We start from the raw sequence: 24,108 nt of genomic DNA, 5'->3' as shown, positions 1-24,108 counted from the left end.
CACGCAACGGCCCGCTGCGCTCGCCGACCATGGGTCGGCGCTACGGGGGCATCATCGGGCGCGAGGCCCGCTGCACTTGCCGACCCTGGGTCGGCGCTGCCCTTCTTTACCCCGCGACCTTGCCCCATACCTGGAAACCGGTCAGCCACAGGCCCAGCATGCTGCCGATATTGGTCAGCATGAAGGTCAGCACCACGCGGGTGACGCGGTTCCGGTACCAGCCCTTCAGGCTCTGCGCATCGTCGCGCAGCTTGAGGAAATCCTCGTAGGCCGGCTTGCGCAGGCGCGCTTCCACCAGCGCCGCGAAGGCGCCGGTGGGAATGCTCAGGCGGAACGGTTTGAACGGTGCCACCACGATCGCGGTGAGGATGCTCAGCGGATGGCTGCCGGCCAGCAGGCAGCCCAGGCCGGCCAGGCCGCCGGTGTACATCGCCCAGGTCAGCAGCAGCTCGCCGCCAACGCCCAACCCGCCGCGGTAGAAACCCACGCCGATGCCGGTGGCCACGATGGCCAGGACCGCCAGCGTGAACCAGGGAATATTGCGCCTCTTCGCCACTTCTTCCAGCTGCGCGCGCAGCGGTACCGGCGCGTCGTGGTCGGTTTCCAGATACGTCGCCAGGCCGGCAAGGTGGCCCGCACCGACCACCGCCAGCACCTCGCGCTGGGCAGGCACGGCACCCTGGAGGGCACGTTCCTCGCGCAGGCGGGTGGCCATGTAGCGGTCGCGCTCGCCGATGATGGTGTCGTACAGCGCGGGGCTTTCCTTGGCGAACTCGCCGAAGCTGGACTCCAGCATGTCGCCCTGCTTGAGCTTTTCGATTTCGTCCGTGCCGACCTCGTCGGACGAGAACAGGCCGGCAGCCAGCCCGGTCATCAGCTTGATCTTGCCGAAGAAGCCCAGCTGCGCCGAAGCGCGCTTGAAGGTCAGCCCGACCTCACGGTCGATCAGGTGCACCGGCAGGCCCTGTTCCCGGGCCAGCAGCACCGCGCGCTTGAGTTCAGCGCCGGGCTCGATGCCCAGTTGCTCCGCCAACCGACGCTGGTATGCCGACAGCGCAAGGTTGGCGGCGAACAGCGCCACGCGGCCCTTGCGGATCACTTCCACCAGGTCCAGCTTGGCCAGCGTGTCCGGCTCGGTCAGCGCCTGCAGGCGCTGCGGATCCAGTTCCACCGCGACCGCATCGAAGCGACCGCTGTGGATGGCCTTTTCCACCGCTTCCACGCTGGCGTGCGACACGTGCGCGGTGCCCAGCAGGGTGTAGCGCACGCCATCGCGTTCGACGATGCGCACCGGCTGGCCGGCAAACAGCGCATCGCCTGCGGTCACGTCGGTGGAGGGAAGGAGGGTGTCAGTCATGCGTTTACTCGTTTGTTGGGGCGCTGTCAGCGCCATCGCCCAGTGCACGTTGCATCTGAACGGTGTCCAGCCAGCGGCCGTGCTTGCGGCCCAGGCCCTGGAACACGCCGACCAGATGGAAGCCGAAGCGCTCGTGCAGCTTGATGGAGGCGGTATTGGTGGGTTCGCCGATGACCGCGACCATCTGCCGGTAACCGCGCGCGGTGCAGGCATCGATCAGCGCCTGCAGCAGCGTGGTGCCGACGCGCTGGCCCTGGAAGCGCGCATCGACGTAGACCGAATTTTCCACCGTCCACTGGTAGGCCACGCGGGTGCGGTAGGTATTGGCGTAGGCATAGCCGGCCACCTCGCCGTCGACTTCGGCGACCAGGTAGGGGAAGCCACGGGCGACGATGTCCTGCATCCGTCGCTGCATTTCGGCGGCGTCCGGGATGTCGTACTCGTAGGTGTTGACGAAGTCGGTCACTTCCACCGCGTAGATCGCGGTGATCGCGGCGATGTCAGCCTCGCTGACATCACGGATAAGCACGGCCATGGGCGCAGGTTCCGGCAGGGAATCAGTCGATGTAACGCTTCAGCAGGTCGCCGTAGGCGTCGATGCGGCGGTCGCGCAGGAACGGCCAGATACGCCGCACGTGCTCGCTGCGCTGCAGGTCGACCTCGCACACCAGGATGGTTTCCTCGCCGCCGGCTTCGGCGATGAACTCGCCCTGCGGACCCAGCACGTGGCTGTTGCCCCAGAACTGGATGCCCGAGGCGCCCATCGGCGAGGGCTCATGGCCGACGCGGTTGCAGCTGAGCACCGGCACGCCATTGGCGACGGCATGGCCGCGGTGGCTGAGTACCCAGGCATCGCGCTGGCGGTTTTTTTCATCCTGCTGGTCATCCGGATCCCAGCCGATGGCGGTCGGATAGAGCAGCAGTTCGGCACCGGCCAGCGCCATCAGGCGCGCCGCTTCCGGATACCACTGGTCCCAGCACACCAGCACGCCGAGGCGACCGACCGAGGTATCGATCGGGGTGAAGCCGAGGTCGCCCGGGGTGAAATAGAATTTTTCGTAGAAACCCGGGTCGTCCGGGATATGCATCTTGCGGTACTTGCCCAGCAGGCTGCCGTCCTTTTCGAACACCACTGCGGTGTTGTGGTACAGGCCGGCGGCACGGCGTTCGAACAGCGAGGCGACGATGACCACGCCATGCTGCTTGGCCAGTGCGCCGATGCGCTCGGTGCTGGGGCCCGGGATCGGCTCGGCCAGGTCGAATTCGTCGACGCTTTCGTGCTGGCAGAAGTACGCGCCGTTGTGCAGTTCCTGCAGCAGGATCAGCTTGGCACCCTGTGCGGCCGCTTCAGCGACGCGGGATTCGATCACGGCGAGGTTGGCGGCGGCATCACCGTGGTTGCGCTCCTGGATCAGGGCGACGGTAAGGGGCTGGCGGGGGCTCATCCGGAAGCGTTCCTGCGGGGGAAAACACGCATGTTAACGCGGATGGGGAAGGGCGGCGTGGTGGCGGCTGAATGATCGGTTTTTGCTGGCCCGCGGCCGGTAGAAGCCAAAGCGTAAAGCCAACGCGCAAAGGCAAAGCCAAAGCTGCAGGGCTGGGGGGTGGTGGGGCGGGGTGGCGTTGGAGAAAGAACCGAAGACGGGGTCAGAGTCCTTTCGCGCAGCGAAAGGACTCTGACCCCTGCCTTCATCTCATTCATACGTGGCTGGCGGCCACGGGAATTGTCCGAGGGCCGGGCGGTGGGGCTGGGCGGGGGCGTTGAGCGCCATGGATGGCGCGAAACGAGGCCCGCAGGAGCAGCTTCTGCCGTCCCCCGACCAGCCCCACCGCCCGGCCCACCCAACGATGCGGTTTTACAGCCAACCACGAGGGGCTCAGCCGTTCGCCAGCAACCCCGCCGGCAGCTGCATCGTGATGCAATGCAGACTCCCGTTCTGCCAGATCAACGACCGGCACGGCACCTGCACGATCTCCCGGTCCGGGAACGCCGCCGCCAGCACGTCACGCGCCGCATCATCCGCCGCATCGCCATAAGCCGGCATCAGCACCGCACCATTGACGATCAGGAAGTTCGCGTAGGACGCCGCCAGGCGACGCCCTTCGTCCAGGACCGGCTGCGGCCACGGCAGCGGGAACAGGCGGTACGGCTGGCCATCGGCGGTGCGCAGCGCGGCCAGTTCAGCACCCATCGCCTGCAGTTCCGCGTGGTGCGAATCAGACGCATCGTCGCAGGCCTGGTACACGATGCTGTCGGCCGAAGCGAAGCGCGCCAGCGTATCGATGTGGGCGTCGGTGTCGTCACCCTCCAGATAGCCGTGGTCCAGCCACAGCACGCGGTCCTGCTGCAGCCAGTCAGCCAGGTCGGCGGACAGGCTGGCGCGGTCACGGTCCGGGTGGCGCTCGTGCAGGCACTTCCAGGTGGTCAGCAGGGTGCCCTGGCCATCGGTTTCAATGCCGCCGCCTTCCAGCGCGAAGGCAATGCTGCGCACCGGTGCGTCGTTGAACACGCGCGCGGCATCCAGCACGCCCACCAACTGGTCGTCCAGCGTGGCGTCGAACTTGCCGCCCCAGCCGGTGAAGCGGAAATCCAGCAGCTGGAAGCCGCCGTCCTTGCGCTGCAGGGTGATCGGGCCGGAATCGCGCAGCCAGGTGTCGTCGTAGGCTGCAGTGACGAAGCGCACGCGCTGCATGTCGATGCGGTTGGAGCGCAGCCGCATCTCGGCGTAGGTCTCAACGTCATCGTCGGCCACGCAGATCAGCACCGGCTGGAAGCGGGTGATCGCGGCTACCAGGGCGATGTAGGTCTCTTCCACCTGACCCAGGCGGTCGGCCCAGTCGGTGTCGGCCGTCGGCCAGGCAATCAGGACGCCGCTCTGGGCTTCCCATTCGGCAGGAAAACGAAGGGTCTGGTTCATGGTCTCGCTTGGATGCGCCCGCGCAGGCGCGGGCCGGGTTCGTCAGCGGATCGGCGGCTTGGGACCGATCTCGTTGGGGGCCGCCTTGTTGGCCACCACGTCGATCACCTTCTGCTTTTCGAAGTAGACGGTGAACTGCGGGTAGACCCAGCGGTTGATGGTGGGCCACTGGCGCTTCTGGCCGCCGCGGGCATCGAGCTGTTCAGCGGGTGAACCGAACTGGCTCTGCACCTGCTGCATGCTCTGTCCACGCACGGGCAGGGCGCCGGCCGGCTTGTCGGCGGCACGGTCGATCAGCAGGGTGTCGGCCAGCGCCGGCGTGGCGGCGGCCAGGGTGGCCAGCACGGCCAGGGACATCAGGTAACGCTTCATCTCGAGCTACTCCCCAGTGGTCAAGAACGGCGATTACAGCATAAACAAAGCAGAAAGCCGCCCGGAGGCGGCTTTCTGCATCAAACCGGCCCCGCGAAGGAACCGTGGACGGCCGTCAGGCCGGCCGACTCAGCGCTGGCGCGCCTTGAAACGCGGGTTCGACTTGCAGATGACGAAGATCTTGCCACGACGACGCACGACCTTGCAGTCACGGTGACGGGCCTTCGCCGACTTCAGGGAGGACAGAACTTTCATGGCATACCTCGGCGTACACGTTGAGTGTAAAAGTAAGTGTTCAGGTGGAGCGCGCCGCGATATGCCGGAGACAATACTGCGTTGACGCTCGTTTAAGCCCGCCATTCTACCGGGCTTTTCTCCATCGCTTCAAGTGGTTGCACAGACGGATCGCAGCAGCCGCTCAGGCTGGGGCTAGAATGGGGTCTTCACACCTGCTGGAAACCCCATGTCCGCACTCGCTCCCGTCCTCACCATCGACGGCCCTTCCGGGGCTGGCAAGGGTACCATCAGCCGCATCGTAGCCCGCCGGCTGGGCTGGCATTACCTGGATTCGGGCGCGCTGTACCGGGCGGTGGGCGTGGCCGCCAGCTGGGCCGACATCGATACCTCGGACGCCTCGGCGCTGGTGCGCTGCACCTTCGATACCAAGGTCCAGTTCGTGGAGCAGGGCGAGACCATGCGGGTGCTGGTCAACGGCACCGACGCCACCGACGAGCTGCGTCTGGAGACCACCGGGGCGCTGGCCTCGGCGATTGCCGCCATTCCGGAGGTGCGCAGCGCATTGAAGGAACGCCAGCGCGCATTCAGGTTGGCGCCGGGCCTGGTCGCCGATGGCCGTGACATGGGCACCGTCATCTTCGCCGACGCCCCATTCAAGGTTTTCCTGACCGCCAGCGCCGAGGAGCGCGCCGAGCGCCGGCATAAGCAGTTGAATGACAAAGGGGTTTCTGTTAACTTTGATGACCTCCTGCGCGAGATCATGGCCCGCGACGCCCGTGATGCACAGCGCACTGTGGCGCCCCTGAAGCCGGCAGACGATGCCGTCCTCATCGATACCACTGGTATCGGCATCGATGATGTCGTTGCAAGAGTGATGGATCTGCTTCCGGTTTCGGCTGCCTGATCCGTTCGTACAGGAGTACCGCCAGCATTCGTGGCGGTTGTCGCCGCCGCAAGGCGATACGTACTGCAAGGTAGTAAATGCTCCGTCGCGCAATGATGCGTGGCGGTTTAACCACTTCACACACGGCCTGCTTTTCCGGGGTCGACCAACAGGCGGGCAGACGGACTCCTTGATGGAAGCCGCTGACCCATGTGATCAACAGAGTAAATCTAATGACCGAATCTTTTGCCGAACTGTTTGAAGCCAGCCAGGCCAATCTGGCCAAGCTGAAGCCGGGCTCGATCGTCAGCGGTACCGTCGTGGAAGTCCGCGGCGATGTCGTGGTGATCAACGCCGGGCTGAAGTCCGAAGGCATCGTGCCGATCGAACAGTTCCGTAACGACGCTGGCGAGATCGACGTCGCCGAAGGTGACATCGTCAAGGTCGCCCTCGATTCCATCGAGAACGGCTTCGGTGAAACCGTGCTGTCGCGCGAGAAAGCCAAGCGCGCGATGGTGTGGGACGAGCTGGAAGAAGCGTTGGAAAAGAACGAAACCATCACCGGCCGCATCAGCGGCAAGGTCAAGGGTGGTTTCACCGTGGACATCAAGGATGTCCGCGCGTTCCTGCCGGGTTCCCTGGTCGATGTGCGCCCCGTGCGCGATCCGGCCTACCTGGAAGGCAAGGAGCTGGAATTCAAGCTCATCAAGCTGGACCGCAAGCGTAACAACGTCGTGGTTTCGCGCCGCGCTGTCGTCGAAAGCGAGCACTCGGAAGAGCGCGAGCAGCTGATGGACAAGCTGCAGGAAGGCGCGATCCTGAAGGGTGTCGTCAAGAACCTGACCGATTACGGCGCATTCGTGGACCTGGGCGGTATCGACGGCCTGCTGCACATCACCGACATGGCATGGAAGCGCGTGCGCCATCCGTCCGAAGTCGTGAACGTCGGCGACGAGCTGGACGTGCGCGTGCTGAAGTTCGACCGCGAGCGCAACCGCGTTTCGCTCGGCCTGAAGCAGCTGGGCGAAGATCCGTGGGATAACATCTCGCGTCGTTACCCGGCCAACAGCCGCGTCTTCGGCAAGGTCTCCAACGTGACCGATTACGGCGCGTTCGTCGAGATCGAGCCGGGCGTGGAAGGCCTGGTGCACGTGTCCGAGATGGATTGGACCAACAAGAACGTCAACCCGTCCAAGGTTGTGCAGGTGGGTGACGAAGTCGAAGTGATGGTGCTGGATTGTGACGAAGAGCGTCGCCGCATCTCGCTGGGCATGAAGCAGGTTGCCGCCAATCCGTGGGAAACCTTCGCTGCCACCCACAAGAAGGGTGACAAGGTGTCGGGCCAGATCAAGTCGATCACCGACTTCGGCATCTTCATCGGCCTGGACGGCGGCATCGACGGCCTGGTCCACCTGTCCGACATCAGCTGGGCAACCACTGGCGAAGACATCGTCCGCAACTTCAAGAAGGGCGACAACCTGGACGCAGTCGTCCTGGCCGTTGATCCGGAACGCGAGCGCATCAGCCTGGGCGTCAAGCAGCTGGAGCAGGACCCGTTCGGCCAGTTCATGGCCGTGAACCCGAAGGGTTCGAAGATCGAAGGTGTGGTCAAGGAAGTTGACGCCAAGGGCGCCATCATCGAACTGGCTGACGGCATCGAGGGCTATGTGGCTGCCCGCGATATCTCCGCCGACCGCGTCGACGATGCGACCCAGCACCTGAAGGTTGGCGACAAGATCGAAGCCAAGTTCGTGGGCATGGACCGCAAGGGCCGCACCCTGCAGCTGTCGATCAAGGCGAAGGACGATGCCGAGATGCGCGAAGTGATGGACGACTACCAGTCGGCTGCTGCTTCCGGTGGCATGACCCAGCTCGGCGCGCTGCTGCGTGCACAGCTGGGCGGCAACAAGTCCGAGTAATCGGCCTTACGCTGTCGTAGTTTCCTGGACGGCCCGGACATCATGTCCGGGCCGTTTCAGGGTTTGAGCCCCCCGAGCAGAGCCTGCAATGACCAAATCCGAACTGATCGAAATCCTCGCGCGCCGGCAGGCGCACCTGAAGGCCGATGATGTCGATCTGGCGGTCAAGTCGTTGCTGGAAATGATGGGTGGTTCGTTGTCGGCCGGTGACCGTATCGAGATCCGCGGTTTCGGCAGTTTTTCCCTGCATTACCGTCCGCCGCGACTGGGCCGCAACCCCAAGACGGGTGAGTCGGTGGCCCTGCCGGGCAAGCATGTGCCGCATTTCAAGCCGGGCAAGGAGCTGCGCGAACGCGTCAGTGACGTCGTCCCGCAGGATGCTGATCCTGCCTGAGCGCAGTGATGTAGAGCGTGCGATTCCCCCGCCGGGTCGGATAAGCTACAGACCGGGCATGACTGGAGCTGTCGCATGAAGGTTTTCCGTTTGCTGGTCCTGCTGGCCGTTCTGGTCCTTGGACTCATCATCGGCGCGGTCAACATGACCGAGATGTCGATCAATCTCGTATTTACCCAATTGCATACCTCGGTCGGCGTGGCGATGATCGCCGCATTGCTGGTCGGGGTGGTGGTCGGTGCCGGTCTGGTGCTGGTGAGCGTGGTCGTCCCGCTCTATGCCCAGCTGCGCCGCGCCAACAAGGCCGTACCGGCGACCCCGGTGACGCCCCCCCAACCTCCTTTTGCAGGACGCTGATCACGCATGGAATTCGTTTCCCAGTATTTCTGGTTCTTCCTGTGCGTGCCGCTGGCCGCCGTCGCCGGCTGGGTGATCGGCCGTCGCGGTGGGCAGCGGCACGGTGACAACCAGGTCAGCCGCCTGTCCAGCACCTATTTCCGCGGCCTGAACTACCTGCTCAACGAACAGCCGGACAAGGCGATCGAGCTGTTCCTGCACATCGCCGAACTGGACAAGGAAACCTTCGAGACCCAGGTCGCGCTGGGCCATCTGTTCCGCCGTCGCGGTGAGGTCGACCGCGCCATCCGCCTGCATCAGGGGCTGGTCAACCGTACCGACCTGAGTGATGCTCAGCGCGTGCAGGCGCTGCTGGCGCTCGGCGAGGACTACATGAAGTCCGGCCTGCTGGACCGGGCCGAAACGGTATTCAGCGAACTGGCGCAGATCGACCAGCGCGCGCCGCAGGCGCTCAAGCACCTGATTGGCATCTACCAGGCCGAGCGCGACTGGGAAAAGGCGATCGACAACGCCCTGCGCTTCGAGGAAGTGACCGGCGAGCCGATGGGCAAGCTGGTCGGCCAGTTCGAATGTGAACTGGCCGAACGCCACCGTGGCGCCGGCAACGTCGAAGAGGCGAGGGCGGCCATCGCGCGCGCCTACCAGGCCGATGCGATGTCGGTCCGTGCCGGCATCATCGAAGGCCGTCTTGAAACCGATGCGGGCAACGCGGAAGCGGCTGTGCGCGCCTTCGAACGTGCTGCACGCAACGATCCGGAGTACCTGCCCGAAGTGCTGCAGGCGCTGATGCAGAACTACCGCAAGGTTGGCGACATGGGCGGCGCGCGCAGTTTCCTGTCGGAAATGACCGAGCATTACCGCGGCATCGCCCCGGTGCTGGCGCTGACCCGCCTGATGGAGGAGCAGGAAGGTGTTTCGCCGGCCCGTGCCTACCTGGGCCGGCAGCTGAAGGACCGCCCGTCGGTACGTGGGGAGTCGGCGCTGATCGACCTCACCCTGGCCGAAGGCGCTGATCCCACCGCGACCCTGCATGACCTCAAGCACATCACCGACCAGTTGCTGGTGCGCAACCCGGCGTATCGCTGCACGCGCTGTGGCTTCGGTGCACGCACCCATCACTGGCAATGCCCCAGCTGCAAGGAATGGGGAACGGTCAAGCCGCTGCTGAACTACGCGGTGCTGTAACCGATGCGGGATGTCGATCCATGGATGGCGCTGCTGGTGCTGGCGCTGCTGTCGGCCGGGCTGACCTGGCTGGCACGTCGCTACGCGCTGCGGCGGCAGCTGCTGGACCACCCTGGCGAACGCCGCAGCCACCACGTTGCGACACCGCGTGGCGGGGGCATTGCGATCGTGGTCACCGTGCTGGCCGGCACCGCCGCCGGCGCGTTCCTGTATCCGGCCGCAGCGCCCCAACTGGCGGTGTTTGCCGCCGGCCTGGTGATGGTGGCCGGGATCGGCTGGTGGGACGACCATCGCCCGCTGCCGGCCGTGCGCCGGCTGCTGGTGCACATGCTGGCGTCGGCGCTGCTGGCCGGACTGGCCTGGCAGGCGACCGGCAATGCGCTGCAGGCCCTGCTGCTGTTCCTGGTGGCGACCGCGCTGGTGAACCTGTGGAACTTCATGGACGGCATCAACGGCATCGCCAGCGGCTATGCGCTTGTCGGCGCGTTGAGCCTGGCCGTGGTGATGCCGATGCCGTTCGCGTTGATCGCCGTGGTGGTCGCCGCGGGCTGCCTCGGTTTCCTGCCATTCAACTTCCCGCGTGCGCGCATCTTCATGGGTGACGTGGGCAGCGGGGCATTGGGTTACCTGATGGCTGCGCTGGCCGGGCTGGCAAGCGTGGTAACTGACATTAACTGGCTGGCTTTGCTGATACCGTTGTCAGCCTTCATCGTGGACGCAGGCTTCACGCTGTCATCCCGCATGCTCACGGGGCAGCGCTGGATGGAACCCCATACGCAGCATGTCTACCAGCGCGCGGTGAAGGCCGGCTCCAGCCACACGTGTGTGACAGGCGTGTATATTCTGCTCGGCCTTGCCGGCGCGGCAGTAATGGCGGCTCTGGTTCCACTGCCGCCGCTGCAGCAGGCCGGCGTGGCGGTCGCCTGGGGGGCGTTGTTGGCCTGCCTGTGGGCTGTCATGCGTGTTCGCCTGCGCAACTATTGAGGGTTTAACCTGGTCATGTCAGCTCGGTGGAATCGAATAATCGCGTTGGTGCCCCGCGCGGCCATCGTCGTCCATGACCTGTTCATGGTGTGGGCGTGCTGGCAGCTGCTGCACGCCGGTCGTTACTCCATCCTGCCCGACGCCCCCGCGTTGCCGCTCTGGAATGTCGACACCTCGCTGGTGCTGGGCATCCAGGCGCTGGTGTTCTGGCGCGTCGGGCTGTATCGCGGCCTGTGGCGGTTCGCCAGCGTTGCCGACCTGATCAACATCTTCAAGGCCAGTTTCATCGGTCTGGTGGCCATTGTCCTGACCCTGATGTGGAAGCGCTTCGACGGCGTCCCGATGTCGGTGCTGGTCATCTATCCCTTTGCGCTGTCTGCGCTGCTGGGTGCCCCGCGGCTCCTGTACCGGGCCTGGAAGGATTACCAGTCGGTCCAGTCCGACACCAGCGGCCGGCGCGTGCTGATCCTGGGTGCAGGGCAGGCGGCCGAGGCGCTGGTCCGTGACCTGCGCCGTTCAGGCGAGTTCGACCCGGTCGGCCTGCTCGACGACGCCCCGCACCTGCAGGGCGCCAAGCTGCAGGGCCTTCCGATCCTCGGCACGCTGGACGATGCCGCTGCCGTCGCCCGCGAAACCTCCGCCAAACTGATCGTCATCGCCATTCCGTCGCTGGATGCGGTCGGCATGCAGCGCGTGGTCGGCCTGTGCGAGAGCACCGGCGTGCCGTTCCGCACCGTGCCCAAGCTGACGGACATCCTGCAGGGCCAGTCGCTGCCAGGCCAGCTGAAGGAGGTGGCGATCGAGGACCTGCTCGGCCGCAAGCCGATCCAGCCGGACTGGTCGCTGATCCGCAACTGGCTGGGCGGGCGTACGGTGCTGGTCACTGGTGCCGGCGGTTCTATCGGTTCGGAGCTGTGCCGGCAGTGCGCCCGGCACGGAGCAGGGCGCATCGTCCTGCTGGAAATGAGCGAGCTGCTGCTGTTGACCATCGAAGCCGAGCTGTGCCGCAGCTTCCCGGATATCGAAGTGGAGGCGGTGTTGGGCGACTGCGGCGACCCGGCGGTGATCCGCCACGCGCTGTCGCTGCACCGCATCGAAGCGGCCTTCCATGCCGCGGCCTACAAACAGGTGCCGGTGCTGGAGCGCCAGCTGCGCGAGGCCGTGCGCAACAACATCCTGGCCACCGAAAACGTGGCCCGGGCCTGCATGGAGGCCAAGGTCGAGCACTTCGTGTTCATTTCCACCGACAAGGCCGTTGACCCGGTCAACTCGCTGGGCGCCAGCAAGCGCTATGCCGAGATGATCTGCCAGAGCCTGGACCAGAAATCCACGCATACCCGTTTCGTGACCGTGCGCTTCGGCAATGTGCTGGCATCGGCCGGCAGCGTGGTTCCGTTGTTCCGCGACCAGATCATGAAGGGCGGTCCGGTCACCGTGACCGACCCGGAGGTCACGCGTTACTTCATGACCATTCCCGAGGCCTGCCAGCTGATCCTGCAGGCGGCGGCCTCCGCCTCGCATGGCGCCATCTACACGCTGGACATGGGCGAACCGGTGCCGATCCGCGTGCTGGCCGAACAGATGATCCGGCTTGCCGGCAAGCAGCCGTACAAGGACATCGCGATCATCTACACCGGACTGCGTCCCGGCGAGAAGCTGCATGAGACGCTGTTCTATTCCGATGAGGACTACCGTCCCACATCGCACCCCAAGGTGCTGGAAGCCGGGGTGCGTACGTTCTCACGCGACCTGGTGCTGGGCAACGTGCCGAAGCTGCGCGACGCCATCACCACTTACGATATCGATGCGATCCAGCAGATTCTGTTCGCGACCATGCCGGAGTTCGATCCGCTTCAACAGGATGCATACATTCCATCCGCTAACGTAGTGCCCTTCCCGGCACGTGAGGCCAACAGGTAATCGATGAGCAAGCGAATCAGAAAAGCAGTTTTTCCAGTGGCAGGGCTCGGGACGCGCTTTTTGCCGGCAACCAAGACGGTTCCGAAGGAAATGCTGCCGATCATTGATCGTCCGCTTATCCAGTACGCCGTCGACGAGGCCATCGAGGCCGGCTGTGACACCCTGATCTTCATCACCAACCGTTACAAGCACGCCGTCGCCGACTACTTCGACAAGGCCTATGAGCTGGAACAGAAGCTCGAGCGTGCCGGCAAGCTGGAACAGCTGGAGCTGGTTCGCCACGTGCTGCCCAACGGCGTGCGCGCGGTGTTCGTCACCCAGGCAGAAGCGCTGGGCCTTGGCCATGCGGTGCTGTGCGCCAAAGAGATCATCGGCGACGAACCGTTCGCGGTGCTGCTGCCGGACGACCTGATCTACAACCGTGGCGACAGCGCGCTGAAGCAGATGGCCGACCTGAATGAGGCCACCGGTGCCAGCGTGATCGCGGTGGAAGATGTGCCGCACGAGCAGACGGCCAGCTATGGCATCGTCGCCACCGAGACGTTCGACGGCAACCGCGGTCGCATTTCCGCCATCGTGGAAAAGCCCAAGCCGGACGACGCGCCCAGTGACCTGGCCGTGGTCGGCCGCTACGTGCTGAGCCCGAAGATCTTCGAACTGCTGGAAGCGACCGGCACCGGTGCCGGCGGCGAGATCCAGCTGACCGATGCGATTGCCGAACTGCTGAAGACCGAGCCGGTGGACGCCTACCGTTTCGAGGGTCGTCGCTTCGATTGCGGCACACATCTGGGCCTGGTTGAAGCCACCATCCGTTTCGCGCTGAACAGCAAGAAGCTGGCCAAGCCGGCGCGACAGAAGCTGCAGGAAATGCTCGCCGAAGACGATTGATCCGGCGAGCGGCTGGGGCCCTCGTGGCGTGGGGCGTTGGAGCTTGTCGCTGCGGGGTGGGCCGGGCGGGGAGGCTATGCGGGGCACGCGCAAGTACGTCCATGTAGCTCTTCGCGGCTCCTGCCGCTCAAGGCCCCGCATAGCCTCCCCGCCCGACCCATGACAGGTTCCGGTGGCCGCCAGTCACGCAAGAAATAAAAAAGGGGTCAGAGTCCTTTCGCGCAGCGAAAGGACTCTGACCCCTTTTTCCTGACGGCGATTGATCCGGCGAGCGGCTGGGCCCCTCGTGGCGTGGGGCGTTGGAGCTTGTCGCTGCGGGGTGGCCGGGCGGGGAGGGTATGCGGGGCACGCGCAAGTACGTCCATGTAGCTCTTCGCGGCTCCTGCCGCTCAAGGCCCCGCATAGCCTCCCCGCCCGACCCATGACAGGTTCCGGTGGCCGCCAGCCACGCAAGAAATAAAAAAGGGGGTCAGAGTCCTTTCGCGCAGCGAAAGGACTCTGACCCCCTTTTCATGTTTCATCCCCATCCGCCGACCATGGGTATGCCGGTCGTCCCGACCGGCACCCTGCGGGCCCTCGCAAGCAACGTTGGCAGCGGCTCCTGCCGCTGCCTTCGGCGCTACCAGAGCACCCAGGACCTGTCGAAGGTGGGGCGGGGTGGGTTCGCGGGAACGCTCATCCGCATGGATGCGGATGGCGAGCCTCCAGGGATGGATTCACGGCGATTCCCGCGAACCCACCCCGCCCCGCCCAATACACAGCCCTGCGGCTGCGGCTGTTGCCTTGGCTCCAGCAGGCTGCCGGGGCGCAGCCCCGGCAACAACCCCGACTTACAGCGATTCGAAGATGCCCGCCGCACCCATGCCGGTGCCGATGCACATCGTCACCATGCCGTACTTCTGCTGGCGACGGCGCAGGCCGTGCAGCAGGGTCGCGGTGCGGATCGCACCGGTCGCGCCCAGCGGATGGCCCAGCGCGATCGCCCCGCCCAGCGGGTTGACCTTGGACGGATCCAGCCCGCAATCGCGGATCACCGCCAGCGACTGCGCGGCGAAGGCTTCGTTGAGCTCGATCCAGTCCAGCTGGTCCTGGGTCAGGCCGGCCTGCTTGAGCGCCTTCGGAATCGCGGCGATCGGGCCGATGCCCATCACTTCCGGGCGCACACCGGCCACCGAGAAGCTCACGAAACGGGCCAGCGGCTTCAGGCCGTAGTCCTTCACCGCCTGCTCGGAAGCCAGCAGCACCGCGCCGGCGCCATCGCTCATCTGCGAGGAGTTGCCGGCCGTGACCGTGCCGCCGAACTGGCCGTTGCGGAACACCGGGCGCAGCTTGCCCAGGCCTTCGGCGGATGAGTCCAGGCGCGGGCCTTCGTCGGTGTCGACGATCTTGTCGCGGGTGATGATACGACGGCCGTCGGCCAGGTCAGGCTGGCGCGTACGCACGTCGTAGGGGCTGATCTCGTCCTTGAACTCGCCGTTCTGGATCGCGGCGATCGCCTTCTGGTGCGAGGCCAGGGCAAACGCATCCTGCTCCTCGCGCGAAACCTTCCACTCTTCGGCAACCTTCTCGGCGGTGATGCCCATGCCATAGGCGATGGCGACGTGGTCGTTGTCGAACACGCTCGGTGCCATCGCGATCTTGTTGCCCATCATCGGCACCATCGACATCGACTCGGTGCCACCGGCCAGCATCAGGTCGGCGTTGCCGAGGCGGATCTGGTCGGCGGCCATCGCCACGGCCTGCAGGCCGGACGAGCAGAAACGGTTGACCGTCTGCGCAGCGATGGTGTCCGGCAGGCCGGCCAGCAGCACGCCGATGCGCGCCACGTTCATGCCCTGCTCGGCTTCCGGCATGGCGCAGCCGATGATCGCGTCATCGATGCGGTTGACGTCGATGCCGGGGGCCTGCGCCACGACGCTGCGCAGCACGTGGGCCAGCATGTCATCGGGTCGGGTGTTGCGGAACACGCCCTTGGGCGCCTTGCCGACCGGGGTACGGGTGGCGGCGACGATGTAGGCGTCCTGGATTTGCTTGGTCATTGCAGTGATCTCTCGAATAGGGGTTGGAAGAGGTTGCCGGCCAGCGGCCGGCACTACCGATGTCTTCCGTCAGTTCCGCAGCGGCTTGCCGGTCTTCAGCATGTGCGCGATGCGGGCCTGGGTCTTTTCCTGCTGGGCCAGTTCGACGAAGTGCTTGCGCTCCAGGGTCAGCAGCCACTCTTCGTCCACCAGCGTGCCGCGGTCCACTTCGCCGCCGCACAGCACGGTGGCGATACGCACGGCGATTTCGTAGTCGTACGGGCTGATGAAGCGGCCTTCCAGCATGTTGACCAGCATCATCTTGAAGGTGGCGATACCCACGTCACCGGCGACCTGGATGCGGCGCGCCGGCATCGGCGGACGGTAGCCGCCTTCGGCCAGTGCGCGCACTTCGGCCTTGGCGATGTACAGGGCCTCGTAGCTGTTGAACACCACCTTGTCGGTGGCGCGCATCAGGCCCAGCTCCTGTGCGTTGACGGCCGAGTTGGAGACCTTGGCCATGGCCACGGTTTCGAAGGTCTTCTTCAGTTCGGCGAAGACATCCCCGCCCGGGCCAGCGGCCTGCGAGGCACGCACGGCCAGTTCCTTCAGCCCACCACCGGCCGGCAGCAGGCCGACGCCGGCTTCGACCAGGCCGATGTAGCTTTCCAGCGATGCCACGCTCTTGGCGCTGTGCATCTGGAACTCGCAGCCACCGCCCAGCGCCAGCCCGCGCACCGCGGTCACCACCGGCACCAGCGAATACTTGATCGCCTGGCTGGTGCGCTGGAAGTTGTGCACCATCTCTTCGAACTGCTCGACCTTGCCGGCCTGCAACAGGCCCAGTGCACCAGCCAGGTCGGCACCGGCGGAGAAGGGCTCCTTCTGCTGCCAGATCACCAGGCCCTGGAAGTCCTGCTCGGCGCGCTTGATCGCTTCCTGCAGGCCATCGAGCACATGGTCGGAGACGGTGTTCATCTTGGTCTTGAAGCTGACCACCGCGATGCCGTCGCCGTCGTGCCACATGCGCACGCCGTCGTTTTCGAACACGGTTTCGCCCGGGGCGAACGTCTCGCCCAGCAGCGGATCCGGGAAGCGCTGGCGCTGGTACACCGGCAGCGCGGAGCGCGGCAGCTTGGCGTTGCGCGACGGGCTGTAGCTGCCCTCGGCGGCGTGCACGCCGTCGCGGCCATCGAACACCCAGTCCGGCAGCGGCGCGCTGCTCATGCTCTTGCCGGCCACGATGTCATCGGCGATCCACTGTGCGACCTGCTTCCAGCCGGCGGCCTGCCAGGTTTCGAACGGGCCCAGCGACCAGCCGTAGCCCCAGCGGATGGCCAGGTCGACGTCGCGCGCGGTCTCGGCGATGTCGGCCAAGTGGTAGGCGCTGTAGTGGAACAGGTCGCGGAAGGTCGCCCACAGGAACTGCGCCTGCGGGTGCTGGCTTTCACGCAGCTTGGCGAACTTCTCCGCCGGGTTCCTGATCTTCAGGATCTCGACCACTTCCGGAGCGGCGCCGCGGTCGGCGGGACGGTAGTCCTGCTTTTCCAGGTCCAGCACCATGATGTCCTTGCCGACCTTGCGGAAGATGCCGGCGCCGGTCTTCTGGCCCAGCGCGCCCTTGGAAATCAGCGCGTCCAGCCACTTCGGCGACTTGAAGAACTCATGCCACGGATCGTTGGGCAGGGTATCGCCCATGGTCTTGATGACGTGGGCCATGGTGTCCAGGCCGACCACGTCTGAAGTGCGGTAGGTCGCCGACTTCGGGCGGCCGACCAGCGGGCCGGTCAGGCCATCGACTTCGTCGAAGCCCAGGCCGAATTCCTGCGTGTGGTGGATCGTGGACAGGATCGAGAACACGCCGATGCGGTTGCCGATGAAGTTCGGGGTGTCCTTGGCATACACCACGCCCTTGCCCAGGGTGGTGACCAGGAACGCTTCCAGGGCTTCCAGCACCGTCGCATCGGTGGTGGTGGCCGGGATCAGTTCGGCCAGGTGCATGTAGCGCGGCGGGTTGAAGAAATGCACGCCGCAGAAGCGGTGGCGCAGCTGCTCGGGCAGCACGTCGGCCAGCTTGTTGATGCCCAGCCCGGAGGTATTGGAGGCCAGCACCGCATGATCGGCCACGAAAGGGGCGATCTTCTTGTACAGGTCCTGCTTCCAGTCCATGCGCTCGGCGATGGCCTCGATGATCAGGTCGCAGTCGCGCAGTTGTTCCAGGCCGGTCTCGTAGTTGGCCGGGGTGATCGATTCGGCGTAGGACTTGCTGGCCAGCGGGGCCGGGCTCAGCTTGGTCAGGTTGGTGATCGCCTTGATCACCACGCCGTCGGCGGGACCTTCCTTGGCGGGCAGGTCGAACAGCACGGTGTCGACACCGGCATTGGTCAGGTGGGCGGCGATCTGGGCACCCATGACGCCGGCACCCAGCACGGCGGCGCGGCGGACTGGCAGGGAATTGGACATGTCGATAAGCCTTGGTTGGTCAGCAGTTACTGGGTGGAAAGGGAGGGAGCAGGGGTCGAAGGCGTAGGGCTGCCTTCGCTGCGTGCCGCGGCGCGGAAACCGGCCTCGGCGAAGTGGATGAGTTCCTGGGCGGCCTGTGCACGATGGGCTTCTTCGGTGACACCGGCGGGACGCTTGATCAGGCCGAAGTCGGCCATGGCGTAGGTCAGCGAGCCGGCCAGGAAGTCCAGCCGCCAGTACAGCTCTTCCTTGCTCAGGCCCGGTACGCAGGTGGCGATGGCGCGGCCGAAATCGCGCAGCACGTGGCCGTAGTGGTCGGAGAGGAAGCGGCGCAGGTTGTCGTTCTTCTCGGCGTAGGCGCGGGCGATCACCCGCACGAAGGCGCCCCCGCTCTGCCGGTCCTGGGCCATCGCCAGCGCCGGTTCGACGAAGGCGGCCAGCACCGGCCGCAGCTCACCGGGGTGGTTGCCGAGGGCTTTTTCCAGCTGGCCCATGCGCGCGGCGGTCATCTCGTCCATGCGCCGGCGGAACACCTCGTTGACCAGGTTTTCCTTGGAACCGAAGTGGTAGTTGACCGCCGCGATGTTCACGTCCGCCTGGGTGGTCACCTGGCGCAACGAGGTCCCGGCAAAGCCATGCAGCGCGAACAGCTCCTCGGCAGCGCCGAGAATGCGGTCCTTGGTGGAAAAGTGGGCGGGTTTGGCCATGGGGCGGGACAGGTTCAATCAAACGATTGTTTGATACTAGACCCGCCCACGAATCAGTGCATTGTGCGCCGCAGCATGCCGGGGCCGCCGTTCATCCACGTCCCTTACATGAATGGCCGGGGCTACCGTGGAAGGGAGCGAGGCGTTACAATCCGCGCACGTTTATCAGGCTAAGCCCGCGTTTTGACGCGGGTTTTTTTCATGTTACCCTCGGGCCTTGAGTGGCCCGGACTTTCGGAGATACCACCATGGCGCTGGAGCGCACCCTTTCGATCATCAAGCCGGACGCCGTTGCCAAGAACGTCATCGGTGAAATCTACGCCCGCTTCGAGAAGGCTGGCCTGAAGGTCGTTGCCGCCAAGTACAAGCAGCTGTCGCGCCGTGAAGCAGAAGGCTTCTACGCCGTGCACCGCGAGCGTCCGTTCTTCAACGCACTGGTCGAGTTCATGATCTCCGGTCCGGTGATGATCCAGGCCCTGGAAGGCGAGAACGCCGTGCTGGCCCACCGTGACCTGCTCGGTGCCACCAATCCGAAGGAAGCTGCGCCGGGCACCATCCGCGCCGATTTCGCTGAATCCATCGATGCCAACGCCGCCCACGGCTCGGACTCGGTCGAGAACGCCACCAACGAAATCGCCTATTTCTTTGCCGCTACCGAAGTGGTCTCCCGCTAAGAGGTCGACGTGAACGAGGTCGTACAGACACCCGCCATCCAGCCGCTGCCGAAGTCGGCACCCACGGCTGGCAAGCAGAACCTGCTCGACCTCGATCGCGCGGGCCTGGAGCGCTTTTTCGTCGAAAAACTGGGCGAACAGAAGTTCCGGGCCCACCAGGTGATGAAGTGGATCCACCATCACTACGTCACCGACTTCGATGAGATGACCGACCTCGGCAAGAACCTGCGCGCCAAGCTGCAGGAACATGCCGAGGTCCTCGTCCCGAACATCGTGTTCGAAAAACCGTCCGCCGACGGCACCCACAAGTGGCTGCTGGCGATGGGCACCGATGGCAAGAACGCCATCGAGGCGGTGTACATCCCGGACAAGAACCGCGGCACGCTGTGCGTGTCCTCGCAGGTCGGCTGCGCGCTGAACTGCACCTTCTGTTCGACCGCCACGCAGGGCTTCAACCGCAACCTGTCCACCGCCGAGATCATCGGCCAGGTGTGGGTGGCCGCGCGCCACCTGGGCAACATCCCGCACAAGCAGCGTCGCCTCACCAACGTGGTGATGATGGGCATGGGCGAGCCGCTCATGAACTTCGACAACGTCGTGCGCGCCATGAGCGTGATGCGTGATGACCTGGGCTACGGCCTGGCCAACAAGCGCGTGACCCTGTCCACCTCCGGCCTGGTGCCGCAGATCGACCGGCTGTCCACCGAAAGCGATGTGTCGCTGGCCGTTTCGCTGCATGCCCCGACCGATGAGCTGCGCGAGACCCTGGTGCCGCTCAACAAGAAATACCCGATCGCCGATCTGATGGCGTCCTGCGCGCGCTACCTGCGCGCCAACAAGCGCCGCGAATCGGTGACCTTCGAATACACCCTCATGAAGGGCATCAACGACCAGCCCGAGCACGCCCGTGCGCTGGCCCGGCTGATGCGCCAGTTCGACAACGCCGTGCAGGCCAAGGGCTCGGGCAAGATCAACCTGATCCCGTTCAACCCGTTCCCGGGCACCCGCTACGAGCGTTCGGACGAGGTCCAGATCCGCGCCTTCCAGACCATCCTGCTGGACAGCAACGTGCTGACCATGGTGCGTCGCACGCGCGGCGACGACATCGATGCGGCGTGTGGCCAGTTGAAGGGGCAGGTGATGGACCGCACCCGCCGCCAGGCCGAGTTCAACAAGATCCTCAACGAGTCGCTCAAGGATGGGGCCGGACGTGATGCGGCGGCCTGACCGCCCGCTGTCGTTTGCCTTCGTTGCGCTCTGCGTGATGGCGCTGAGCGCCTGCAACAGCGGTTCCAAGGGCGTCAAGCTGCCCAAGGCGCAGCTGGCGGTGGCGCCCACCTACGTGGCCCAGGATGACGGCCGCATCCGCAAGCTGCACCAGTACCAGAGCCAGCTGACGCTGGCCGGGGCGGACTTCGGCAGCGGCAACCTGGCGTCGGCGGAAAAACGTGCGCGTGCCGCGCAGAAACTCATTCCCGAGCGTCCCGACGCGCTGCTGCTGCTGGCCGCCATCGCCGACCGTCGCGGTGAGGGTCCGCGTACCGGTGAACTCCTGCAACGCGCCGTTGCGCAGGCCCCGGAGCGCGGCGACGTGTTGAACAACTACGCGGCCTGGATGTGCCAGCACGGTGATGCCCAGGCATCGCTGGGCATGTTCGAGCGCGCCATCGCAGCGCCGGGTTACGCCAGCCCCGGTGTCGCGTTGTCCAACGCCGGCGCCTGCGCGCTGCGCGCCCGGCAGCCGGTCGCGGCCGAACGCTACCTGCGTGCGGCGCTCGCGCAGGACCCGCGTGATACCCAGGCATTGGATGCCATGGCCCAGCTTTCCTTCGACGATGGCCGTTACATGGAAGCCCGTGCGTTCTCCGAGCGCCGGCTTGCGGCTGCACCGCCAACGCGTTCCGTGTTACAACTGGCGTCGCAAATAGAGACGCGACTGGGTGATCAGCGAGCAGCTGAGCGCTACCAGCAGCGGATTCGACAGGAATTTCCGCAGGATGCGGACCTCAATTCCAAGGGTTGAAGCACTGTGACTGACAACCAGACCGTGAACGCTTTCGAGACGGCAGCCGGCTGTGGCCAACGCCTCCGCCAGGCCCGTGAAGCGGCAGGACTGACGCTTGACGATGTGGCCCAGCGCCTGCACATGCCGGCGCAGGTGGTGCGTTCGCTGGAAGAAGAGCAATGGCAGCGCCTCGGCGCGCCGGTGTTCGTCCGTGGCCAGCTGCGCAGCTATGCGCGGCTGCTGGGGGTGGATGTCGGCGAGGTGCTGGAACAGGCGCAGGTCGGCCCGATCGTGCCGCCGACCCTGGTCAGCCACACCCATACCCCGCGTGCACGCCGCATCGCCGAAAGCATCGGTCGCCGCCTGCTGTACGTGGGCATCACCGCCGCGTTGGCGGTGCCGGTGTGGTTCGCCACCCGCAGCCACCTGGATGCGGACGGGCAGGGCCCGAGCACCGCGTCGCTGGATGTGATTCCGGCGACCGTGGCAGTGGCTCCGCCGCGCAACGACGACGATGCCCCCCGCGTGGCCGCCCCGGCCGCCGCGCCGGCCAGGCCGGCAACCCAGCCCTACATGGCCTCGCTGACGCCGGTACCGCGTCCTGCGGTGGCCAGTGAACCGGCCGCTGGCAAGGGCGCGCTCGGCCTCCAGTTCAGCGGTGACAGCTGGATTGAAATCACCGCCCCGGACGGCTCCACGGTGGAAAAGGCGCTGGTCCAGGCCGGCCAGTCGCGCAGCTTCACGCCGGGCCAGGTGGGCCGGGTGGTGCTGGGCAACGCTGCGCAGGTGCAGGTTCAGCAGAACGGCGCCATCATCGATCTTGGCCCGTATCGGCGAGCCAACGTCGCACGCTTTACGGTATCCTCTGAAGGCTCCGTGGTCCCGGTTTCAAACTGAGGCCCGGGCTGGAATCCACAACCCATTGAACAGTCCTCCCCGGCGAGCTTGCCTCCGGCTCGGGTAGGGCGAGAGTACGCATGGCGATCGACGACCTGCTCGACGAGCACGAACAAAGTGAACGCGTCCGCACCTGGCTGCGGAAGAATGGCCTGAGCATCATCGGCGGCGTGGCGATTGCCGTCGGTGCGATCTGGGGCTGGGGCTATTGGCAGCAGGAGCACGGCAACAAGCTGGCTTCGGCCAACGTCGAATACCAGAAAGTGCTCCAGGGCATCCAGGAAAACAAGCTCGACGACGCCGGCAAGGCGGTCAAGGCGCTCGACGCCGGTCCGTCCAACATCTATTCCGAACTGGCTGCGCTGCAGCTGGCCAAGGCGCAGGTGGAAGCGGGCAAGAACGATGACGCGCTGGCTACCCTGCGCGCGGTGACCGTGGAAGGCGACCTCAAGCATGTCGTCGACCAGCGCATCGCGCGCCTGCTGGTGGCCACCGGCAAGGGCAGCGAAGCGATCACCCTGCTGGGCAGCGCCAGCGACCCGGCTTCGCTGGAAATCCACGGCGATGCCCTCATCGCCGCCGGCAAGCGCGACGAAGCGCGTGGGCAGTATGAGAAAGCGCTGAAGACGCTGGACGTGGCAGCGCCGCAGCGGCGCCTGCTGGAAACCAAGTTGATGGACGCCGGCGGCACCGTCGCGGCGACTGAGGAGTCGGTTTAATGAGTCAGATGGTCATCCTCAAGCGGGTTGCCACGGTTGCCATGCTCGGCATGGCGCTGTCCGGTTGCAGCACGGTCAAGGGCTGGTTCGCCGGCAAGGACGCTGAAGCCAAGAAGTTGCAGGAGCCGGTGGAACTGGTGAAGTTCGACGCCACCGTCAAGGTCGACAAGCTGTGGACGGTCAACCTGGGCAAGGGCGAAGAGCGCATCGGCGTCCGCCAGGGCCCGGCAGTCGCCGACGGCCGCGTGTTTGCCGCTGCCATCACCGGCGGCGTGCATGCCATCGACCTGCAGACCGGCAAGAAGGTCTGGACGTATGAGCCGGCCAAGGAAAAGAAGAAGCCCAAGCTGCGCCTTTCCGGTGGTCCGGGCGTGGGCGATGGCCTGGTGGTCATCGGCACGCTGGACGGCCAGGTGATCGCGCTGGATGCCGCTGACGGCACTGAAAAGTGGCGCGCCAAGGTACCCGGCGAAGTGATTTCCGCCCCGGCCGTCGGCCAGGGCATGGTGTTCGTGCGCAGCAACGATGGCCGCATCACCTCCTTCGACGCGACCAACGGCACCCAGCGCTGGTTCAACCCGCGCGAACTGCCGATGCTGACCGTGCGCGGCAACGCGCCGGTGGTGCAGGGCCCGGGCGTGGTGTTCGTCGGCAACGATGACGGCACCCTGGCCGCGCTGGGCGCTGCCGATGGACGCACGCTGTGGGACCAGGTGGTCGGCAACCCGGAAGGGCGCACCGAACTGGATCGCATGGCCGATGTCGACGGCGCTCCGGTGCTGGAAGGCAGCACGCTGTATGCCAGCAGCTTCAAGAACCAGACCATCGCCATCGAAGGTCCGACCGGGCGCCCGTTGTGGACGCGCGACCACGGTGGAGCAGGCGGCGTCACGCTGTCTTCGTCCTATGTGATCGTCACCGACAACCAGGGCGGTGTGTTCGGCCTGGACAAGCAGAGCGGTGCGGCCAGCTGGTCGCAGACCGGCCTGGCCCGGCGCCAGCTGACCGGCCCGGCGCTGCAGGGCGATTACGTGGTCGTCGGGGATTTCGACGGCTACGTTCACTGGCTGCAACAGTCCGATGGCGCGATGGCCGCCCGGGCAAAGACCGGCGGGACCGTCAAGGCCCAACCGATAGTCGCCGACGGGGTCCTGCTGGTGCAGAACATCGAAGGCAAGCTGACCGCTTTCCGGTTGGCCAATTAATTACGG

The 24,108-nt window shown here is 65.6% G+C and carries 23 protein-coding genes; 14 read left to right on the top strand and 9 right to left on the bottom strand.

Annotation, left to right across the window (positions count from 1 at the left end):
• Nucleotides 1-106 precede the first annotated feature (106 nt).
• The 6 genes from QE373_RS10655 to ykgO all read right to left on the bottom strand — a co-directional run bounded on the left by QE373_RS10655 (nucleotide 107) and on the right by ykgO (nucleotide 4,902).
• Entirely contained in the window at nucleotides 107-1,357 is a 1,251-nt protein-coding gene (locus QE373_RS10655) for a TraB/GumN family protein (protein ID WP_309686242.1), read from the bottom strand.
• A 4-nt stretch (nucleotides 1,358-1,361) separates the two neighbouring features.
• Complete coding sequence (locus QE373_RS10650) at nucleotides 1,362-1,892, bottom strand: GNAT family N-acetyltransferase (protein WP_057687407.1); 531 nt, start codon at nucleotides 1,890-1,892, stop codon at nucleotides 1,362-1,364.
• Nucleotides 1,893-1,914: 22 nt separating this feature from the next.
• A complete protein-coding gene (locus QE373_RS10645; protein ID WP_309686239.1) occupies nucleotides 1,915-2,802 on the bottom strand; it encodes a carbon-nitrogen hydrolase in 888 nt (295 codons plus the stop codon).
• Between the two features lie 432 nt (nucleotides 2,803-3,234).
• Nucleotides 3,235-4,275: an agmatine deiminase family protein gene (locus tag QE373_RS10640; protein ID WP_309686237.1), complete on the bottom strand. Its 1,041-nt coding sequence runs from the start codon at nucleotides 4,273-4,275 to the stop codon at nucleotides 3,235-3,237.
• Nucleotides 4,276-4,317: 42 nt separating this feature from the next.
• On the bottom strand, nucleotides 4,318-4,647 hold the full coding sequence (locus QE373_RS10635) for a hypothetical protein (RefSeq protein WP_309686235.1): 330 nt from the start codon (nucleotides 4,645-4,647) through the stop codon (nucleotides 4,318-4,320).
• 129 nt (nucleotides 4,648-4,776) lie between these two features.
• The gene (ykgO, locus tag QE373_RS10630; protein WP_005409283.1) at nucleotides 4,777-4,902 is read right to left on the bottom strand and encodes a type B 50S ribosomal protein L36; all 126 of its coding nucleotides are present in this window, start codon (nucleotides 4,900-4,902) and stop codon (nucleotides 4,777-4,779) included.
• Between the two features lie 208 nt (nucleotides 4,903-5,110).
• On the opposite strand from ykgO, the gene cmk reads away from it, so the two are divergent.
• The 8 genes from cmk (at nucleotide 5,111) to galU (ending at nucleotide 13,414) form a co-directional block, all read left to right on the top strand.
• Nucleotides 5,111-5,788, top strand: a complete 678-nt coding sequence (cmk, locus tag QE373_RS10625) for a (d)CMP kinase (RefSeq protein WP_057506687.1) — start codon at nucleotides 5,111-5,113, stop codon at nucleotides 5,786-5,788.
• Nucleotides 5,789-6,000: 212 nt separating this feature from the next.
• Nucleotides 6,001-7,686 carry a 30S ribosomal protein S1 gene (rpsA, locus tag QE373_RS10620; RefSeq protein ID WP_057506688.1) on the top strand — a complete coding sequence of 562 codons (1,686 nt, stop codon included), beginning with the start codon at nucleotides 6,001-6,003 and terminating at the stop codon, nucleotides 7,684-7,686.
• Between the two features lie 88 nt (nucleotides 7,687-7,774).
• Entirely contained in the window at nucleotides 7,775-8,080 is a 306-nt protein-coding gene (locus tag QE373_RS10615) for an integration host factor subunit beta (RefSeq protein WP_042615402.1), read from the top strand.
• Between the two features lie 75 nt (nucleotides 8,081-8,155).
• Entirely contained in the window at nucleotides 8,156-8,437 is a 282-nt protein-coding gene (locus QE373_RS10610; protein WP_309686231.1) for a lipopolysaccharide assembly protein LapA domain-containing protein, read from the top strand.
• A 6-nt stretch (nucleotides 8,438-8,443) separates the two neighbouring features.
• On the top strand, nucleotides 8,444-9,622 hold the full coding sequence (lapB, locus tag QE373_RS10605) for a lipopolysaccharide assembly protein LapB (RefSeq protein ID WP_309686229.1): 1,179 nt from the start codon (nucleotides 8,444-8,446) through the stop codon (nucleotides 9,620-9,622).
• Nucleotides 9,623-9,625: 3 nt separating this feature from the next.
• Nucleotides 9,626-10,606 carry a glycosyltransferase family 4 protein gene (locus tag QE373_RS10600; protein ID WP_309686227.1) on the top strand — a complete coding sequence of 327 codons (981 nt, stop codon included), beginning with the start codon at nucleotides 9,626-9,628 and terminating at the stop codon, nucleotides 10,604-10,606.
• Nucleotides 10,607-10,621: 15 nt separating this feature from the next.
• A complete protein-coding gene (locus QE373_RS10595) occupies nucleotides 10,622-12,526 on the top strand; it encodes a nucleoside-diphosphate sugar epimerase/dehydratase (protein ID WP_309686225.1) in 1,905 nt (634 codons plus the stop codon).
• A 3-nt stretch (nucleotides 12,527-12,529) separates the two neighbouring features.
• Nucleotides 12,530-13,414, top strand: a complete 885-nt coding sequence (gene galU, locus QE373_RS10590) for a UTP--glucose-1-phosphate uridylyltransferase GalU (protein WP_309686221.1) — start codon at nucleotides 12,530-12,532, stop codon at nucleotides 13,412-13,414.
• Nucleotides 13,415-14,244: 830 nt separating this feature from the next.
• On the opposite strand, the gene QE373_RS10585 is transcribed toward galU, so the two are convergent.
• The 3 genes from QE373_RS10585 to QE373_RS10575 form a co-directional block, all read right to left on the bottom strand.
• Nucleotides 14,245-15,453, bottom strand: a complete 1,209-nt coding sequence (locus QE373_RS10585; RefSeq protein ID WP_309686218.1) for an acetyl-CoA C-acyltransferase — start codon at nucleotides 15,451-15,453, stop codon at nucleotides 14,245-14,247.
• A gap of 69 nt (nucleotides 15,454-15,522) precedes the next feature.
• Nucleotides 15,523-17,895 (bottom strand): 3-hydroxyacyl-CoA dehydrogenase/enoyl-CoA hydratase family protein, encoded by a 2,373-nt coding sequence (locus QE373_RS10580; RefSeq protein WP_309686216.1) that lies wholly within the window; start codon nucleotides 17,893-17,895, stop codon nucleotides 15,523-15,525.
• A gap of 26 nt (nucleotides 17,896-17,921) precedes the next feature.
• Complete coding sequence (locus QE373_RS10575) at nucleotides 17,922-18,602, bottom strand: TetR family transcriptional regulator (RefSeq protein WP_309686214.1); 681 nt, start codon at nucleotides 18,600-18,602, stop codon at nucleotides 17,922-17,924.
• Between the two features lie 248 nt (nucleotides 18,603-18,850).
• On the opposite strand from QE373_RS10575, the gene ndk reads away from it, so the two are divergent.
• The 6 genes from ndk to bamB all read left to right on the top strand — a co-directional run bounded on the left by ndk (nucleotide 18,851) and on the right by bamB (nucleotide 24,102).
• Complete coding sequence (ndk, locus tag QE373_RS10570) at nucleotides 18,851-19,276, top strand: nucleoside-diphosphate kinase (RefSeq protein WP_042615376.1); 426 nt, start codon at nucleotides 18,851-18,853, stop codon at nucleotides 19,274-19,276.
• A 9-nt stretch (nucleotides 19,277-19,285) separates the two neighbouring features.
• On the top strand, nucleotides 19,286-20,503 hold the full coding sequence (gene rlmN / locus QE373_RS10565) for a 23S rRNA (adenine(2503)-C(2))-methyltransferase RlmN (protein ID WP_057506697.1): 1,218 nt from the start codon (nucleotides 19,286-19,288) through the stop codon (nucleotides 20,501-20,503).
• A complete protein-coding gene (locus tag QE373_RS10560) occupies nucleotides 20,490-21,299 on the top strand; it encodes a type IV pilus biogenesis/stability protein PilW (RefSeq protein ID WP_309686209.1) in 810 nt (269 codons plus the stop codon). Before rlmN ends, QE373_RS10560 begins: the two co-directional genes overlap by 14 nt.
• Before the next feature lie 6 nt (nucleotides 21,300-21,305).
• Nucleotides 21,306-22,178: a RodZ domain-containing protein gene (locus tag QE373_RS10555; protein WP_185000531.1), complete on the top strand. Its 873-nt coding sequence runs from the start codon at nucleotides 21,306-21,308 to the stop codon at nucleotides 22,176-22,178.
• Between the two features lie 80 nt (nucleotides 22,179-22,258).
• Entirely contained in the window at nucleotides 22,259-22,897 is a 639-nt protein-coding gene (locus QE373_RS10550; protein ID WP_309686205.1) for a tetratricopeptide repeat protein, read from the top strand.
• The gene (gene bamB / locus QE373_RS10545; RefSeq protein WP_057506701.1) at nucleotides 22,897-24,102 is read left to right on the top strand and encodes an outer membrane protein assembly factor BamB; all 1,206 of its coding nucleotides are present in this window, start codon (nucleotides 22,897-22,899) and stop codon (nucleotides 24,100-24,102) included. The genes QE373_RS10550 and bamB overlap by 1 nt, the downstream gene beginning before the upstream one ends.
• Nucleotides 24,103-24,108: the final 6 nt, after the last annotated feature.

Source organism: Stenotrophomonas sp. SORGH_AS_0321, assembly GCF_031453215.1.
In the GTDB taxonomy this organism is placed as follows: domain Bacteria; phylum Pseudomonadota; class Gammaproteobacteria; order Xanthomonadales; family Xanthomonadaceae; genus Stenotrophomonas; species Stenotrophomonas chelatiphaga.
This window is presented reverse-complemented; position numbering and strand designations above follow the sequence as displayed.

Excerpts from the sequence above, each read along its gene's own strand:
- QE373_RS10655 (WP_309686242.1), bottom strand. The coding sequence starts at position 1,357 with ATGACTGACACCCTCCTTCCCTCCACCGACGTGACCGCAGGCGATGCG.
- QE373_RS10650 (WP_057687407.1), bottom strand. The coding sequence starts at position 1,892 with ATGGCCGTGCTTATCCGTGATGTCAGCGAGGCTGACATCGCCGCGATC.
- QE373_RS10645 (WP_309686239.1), bottom strand. The coding sequence starts at position 2,802 with ATGAGCCCCCGCCAGCCCCTTACCGTCGCCCTGATCCAGGAGCGCAAC.
- QE373_RS10640 (WP_309686237.1), bottom strand. The coding sequence starts at position 4,275 with ATGAACCAGACCCTTCGTTTTCCTGCCGAATGGGAAGCCCAGAGCGGC.
- QE373_RS10635 (WP_309686235.1), bottom strand. The coding sequence starts at position 4,647 with ATGAAGCGTTACCTGATGTCCCTGGCCGTGCTGGCCACCCTGGCCGCC.
- ykgO (WP_005409283.1), bottom strand. The coding sequence starts at position 4,902 with ATGAAAGTTCTGTCCTCCCTGAAGTCGGCGAAGGCCCGTCACCGTGAC.
- cmk (WP_057506687.1), top strand. The coding sequence starts at position 5,111 with ATGTCCGCACTCGCTCCCGTCCTCACCATCGACGGCCCTTCCGGGGCT.
- rpsA (WP_057506688.1), top strand. The coding sequence starts at position 6,001 with ATGACCGAATCTTTTGCCGAACTGTTTGAAGCCAGCCAGGCCAATCTG.
- QE373_RS10615 (WP_042615402.1), top strand. The coding sequence starts at position 7,775 with ATGACCAAATCCGAACTGATCGAAATCCTCGCGCGCCGGCAGGCGCAC.
- QE373_RS10610 (WP_309686231.1), top strand. The coding sequence starts at position 8,156 with ATGAAGGTTTTCCGTTTGCTGGTCCTGCTGGCCGTTCTGGTCCTTGGA.
- lapB (WP_309686229.1), top strand. The coding sequence starts at position 8,444 with ATGGAATTCGTTTCCCAGTATTTCTGGTTCTTCCTGTGCGTGCCGCTG.
- QE373_RS10600 (WP_309686227.1), top strand. The coding sequence starts at position 9,626 with ATGCGGGATGTCGATCCATGGATGGCGCTGCTGGTGCTGGCGCTGCTG.
- QE373_RS10595 (WP_309686225.1), top strand. The coding sequence starts at position 10,622 with ATGTCAGCTCGGTGGAATCGAATAATCGCGTTGGTGCCCCGCGCGGCC.
- galU (WP_309686221.1), top strand. The coding sequence starts at position 12,530 with ATGAGCAAGCGAATCAGAAAAGCAGTTTTTCCAGTGGCAGGGCTCGGG.
- QE373_RS10585 (WP_309686218.1), bottom strand. The coding sequence starts at position 15,453 with ATGACCAAGCAAATCCAGGACGCCTACATCGTCGCCGCCACCCGTACC.
- QE373_RS10580 (WP_309686216.1), bottom strand. The coding sequence starts at position 17,895 with ATGTCCAATTCCCTGCCAGTCCGCCGCGCCGCCGTGCTGGGTGCCGGC.
- QE373_RS10575 (WP_309686214.1), bottom strand. The coding sequence starts at position 18,602 with ATGGCCAAACCCGCCCACTTTTCCACCAAGGACCGCATTCTCGGCGCT.
- ndk (WP_042615376.1), top strand. The coding sequence starts at position 18,851 with ATGGCGCTGGAGCGCACCCTTTCGATCATCAAGCCGGACGCCGTTGCC.
- QE373_RS10560 (WP_309686209.1), top strand. The coding sequence starts at position 20,490 with ATGCGGCGGCCTGACCGCCCGCTGTCGTTTGCCTTCGTTGCGCTCTGC.
- QE373_RS10550 (WP_309686205.1), top strand. The coding sequence starts at position 22,259 with ATGGCGATCGACGACCTGCTCGACGAGCACGAACAAAGTGAACGCGTC.
- bamB (WP_057506701.1), top strand. The coding sequence starts at position 22,897 with ATGAGTCAGATGGTCATCCTCAAGCGGGTTGCCACGGTTGCCATGCTC.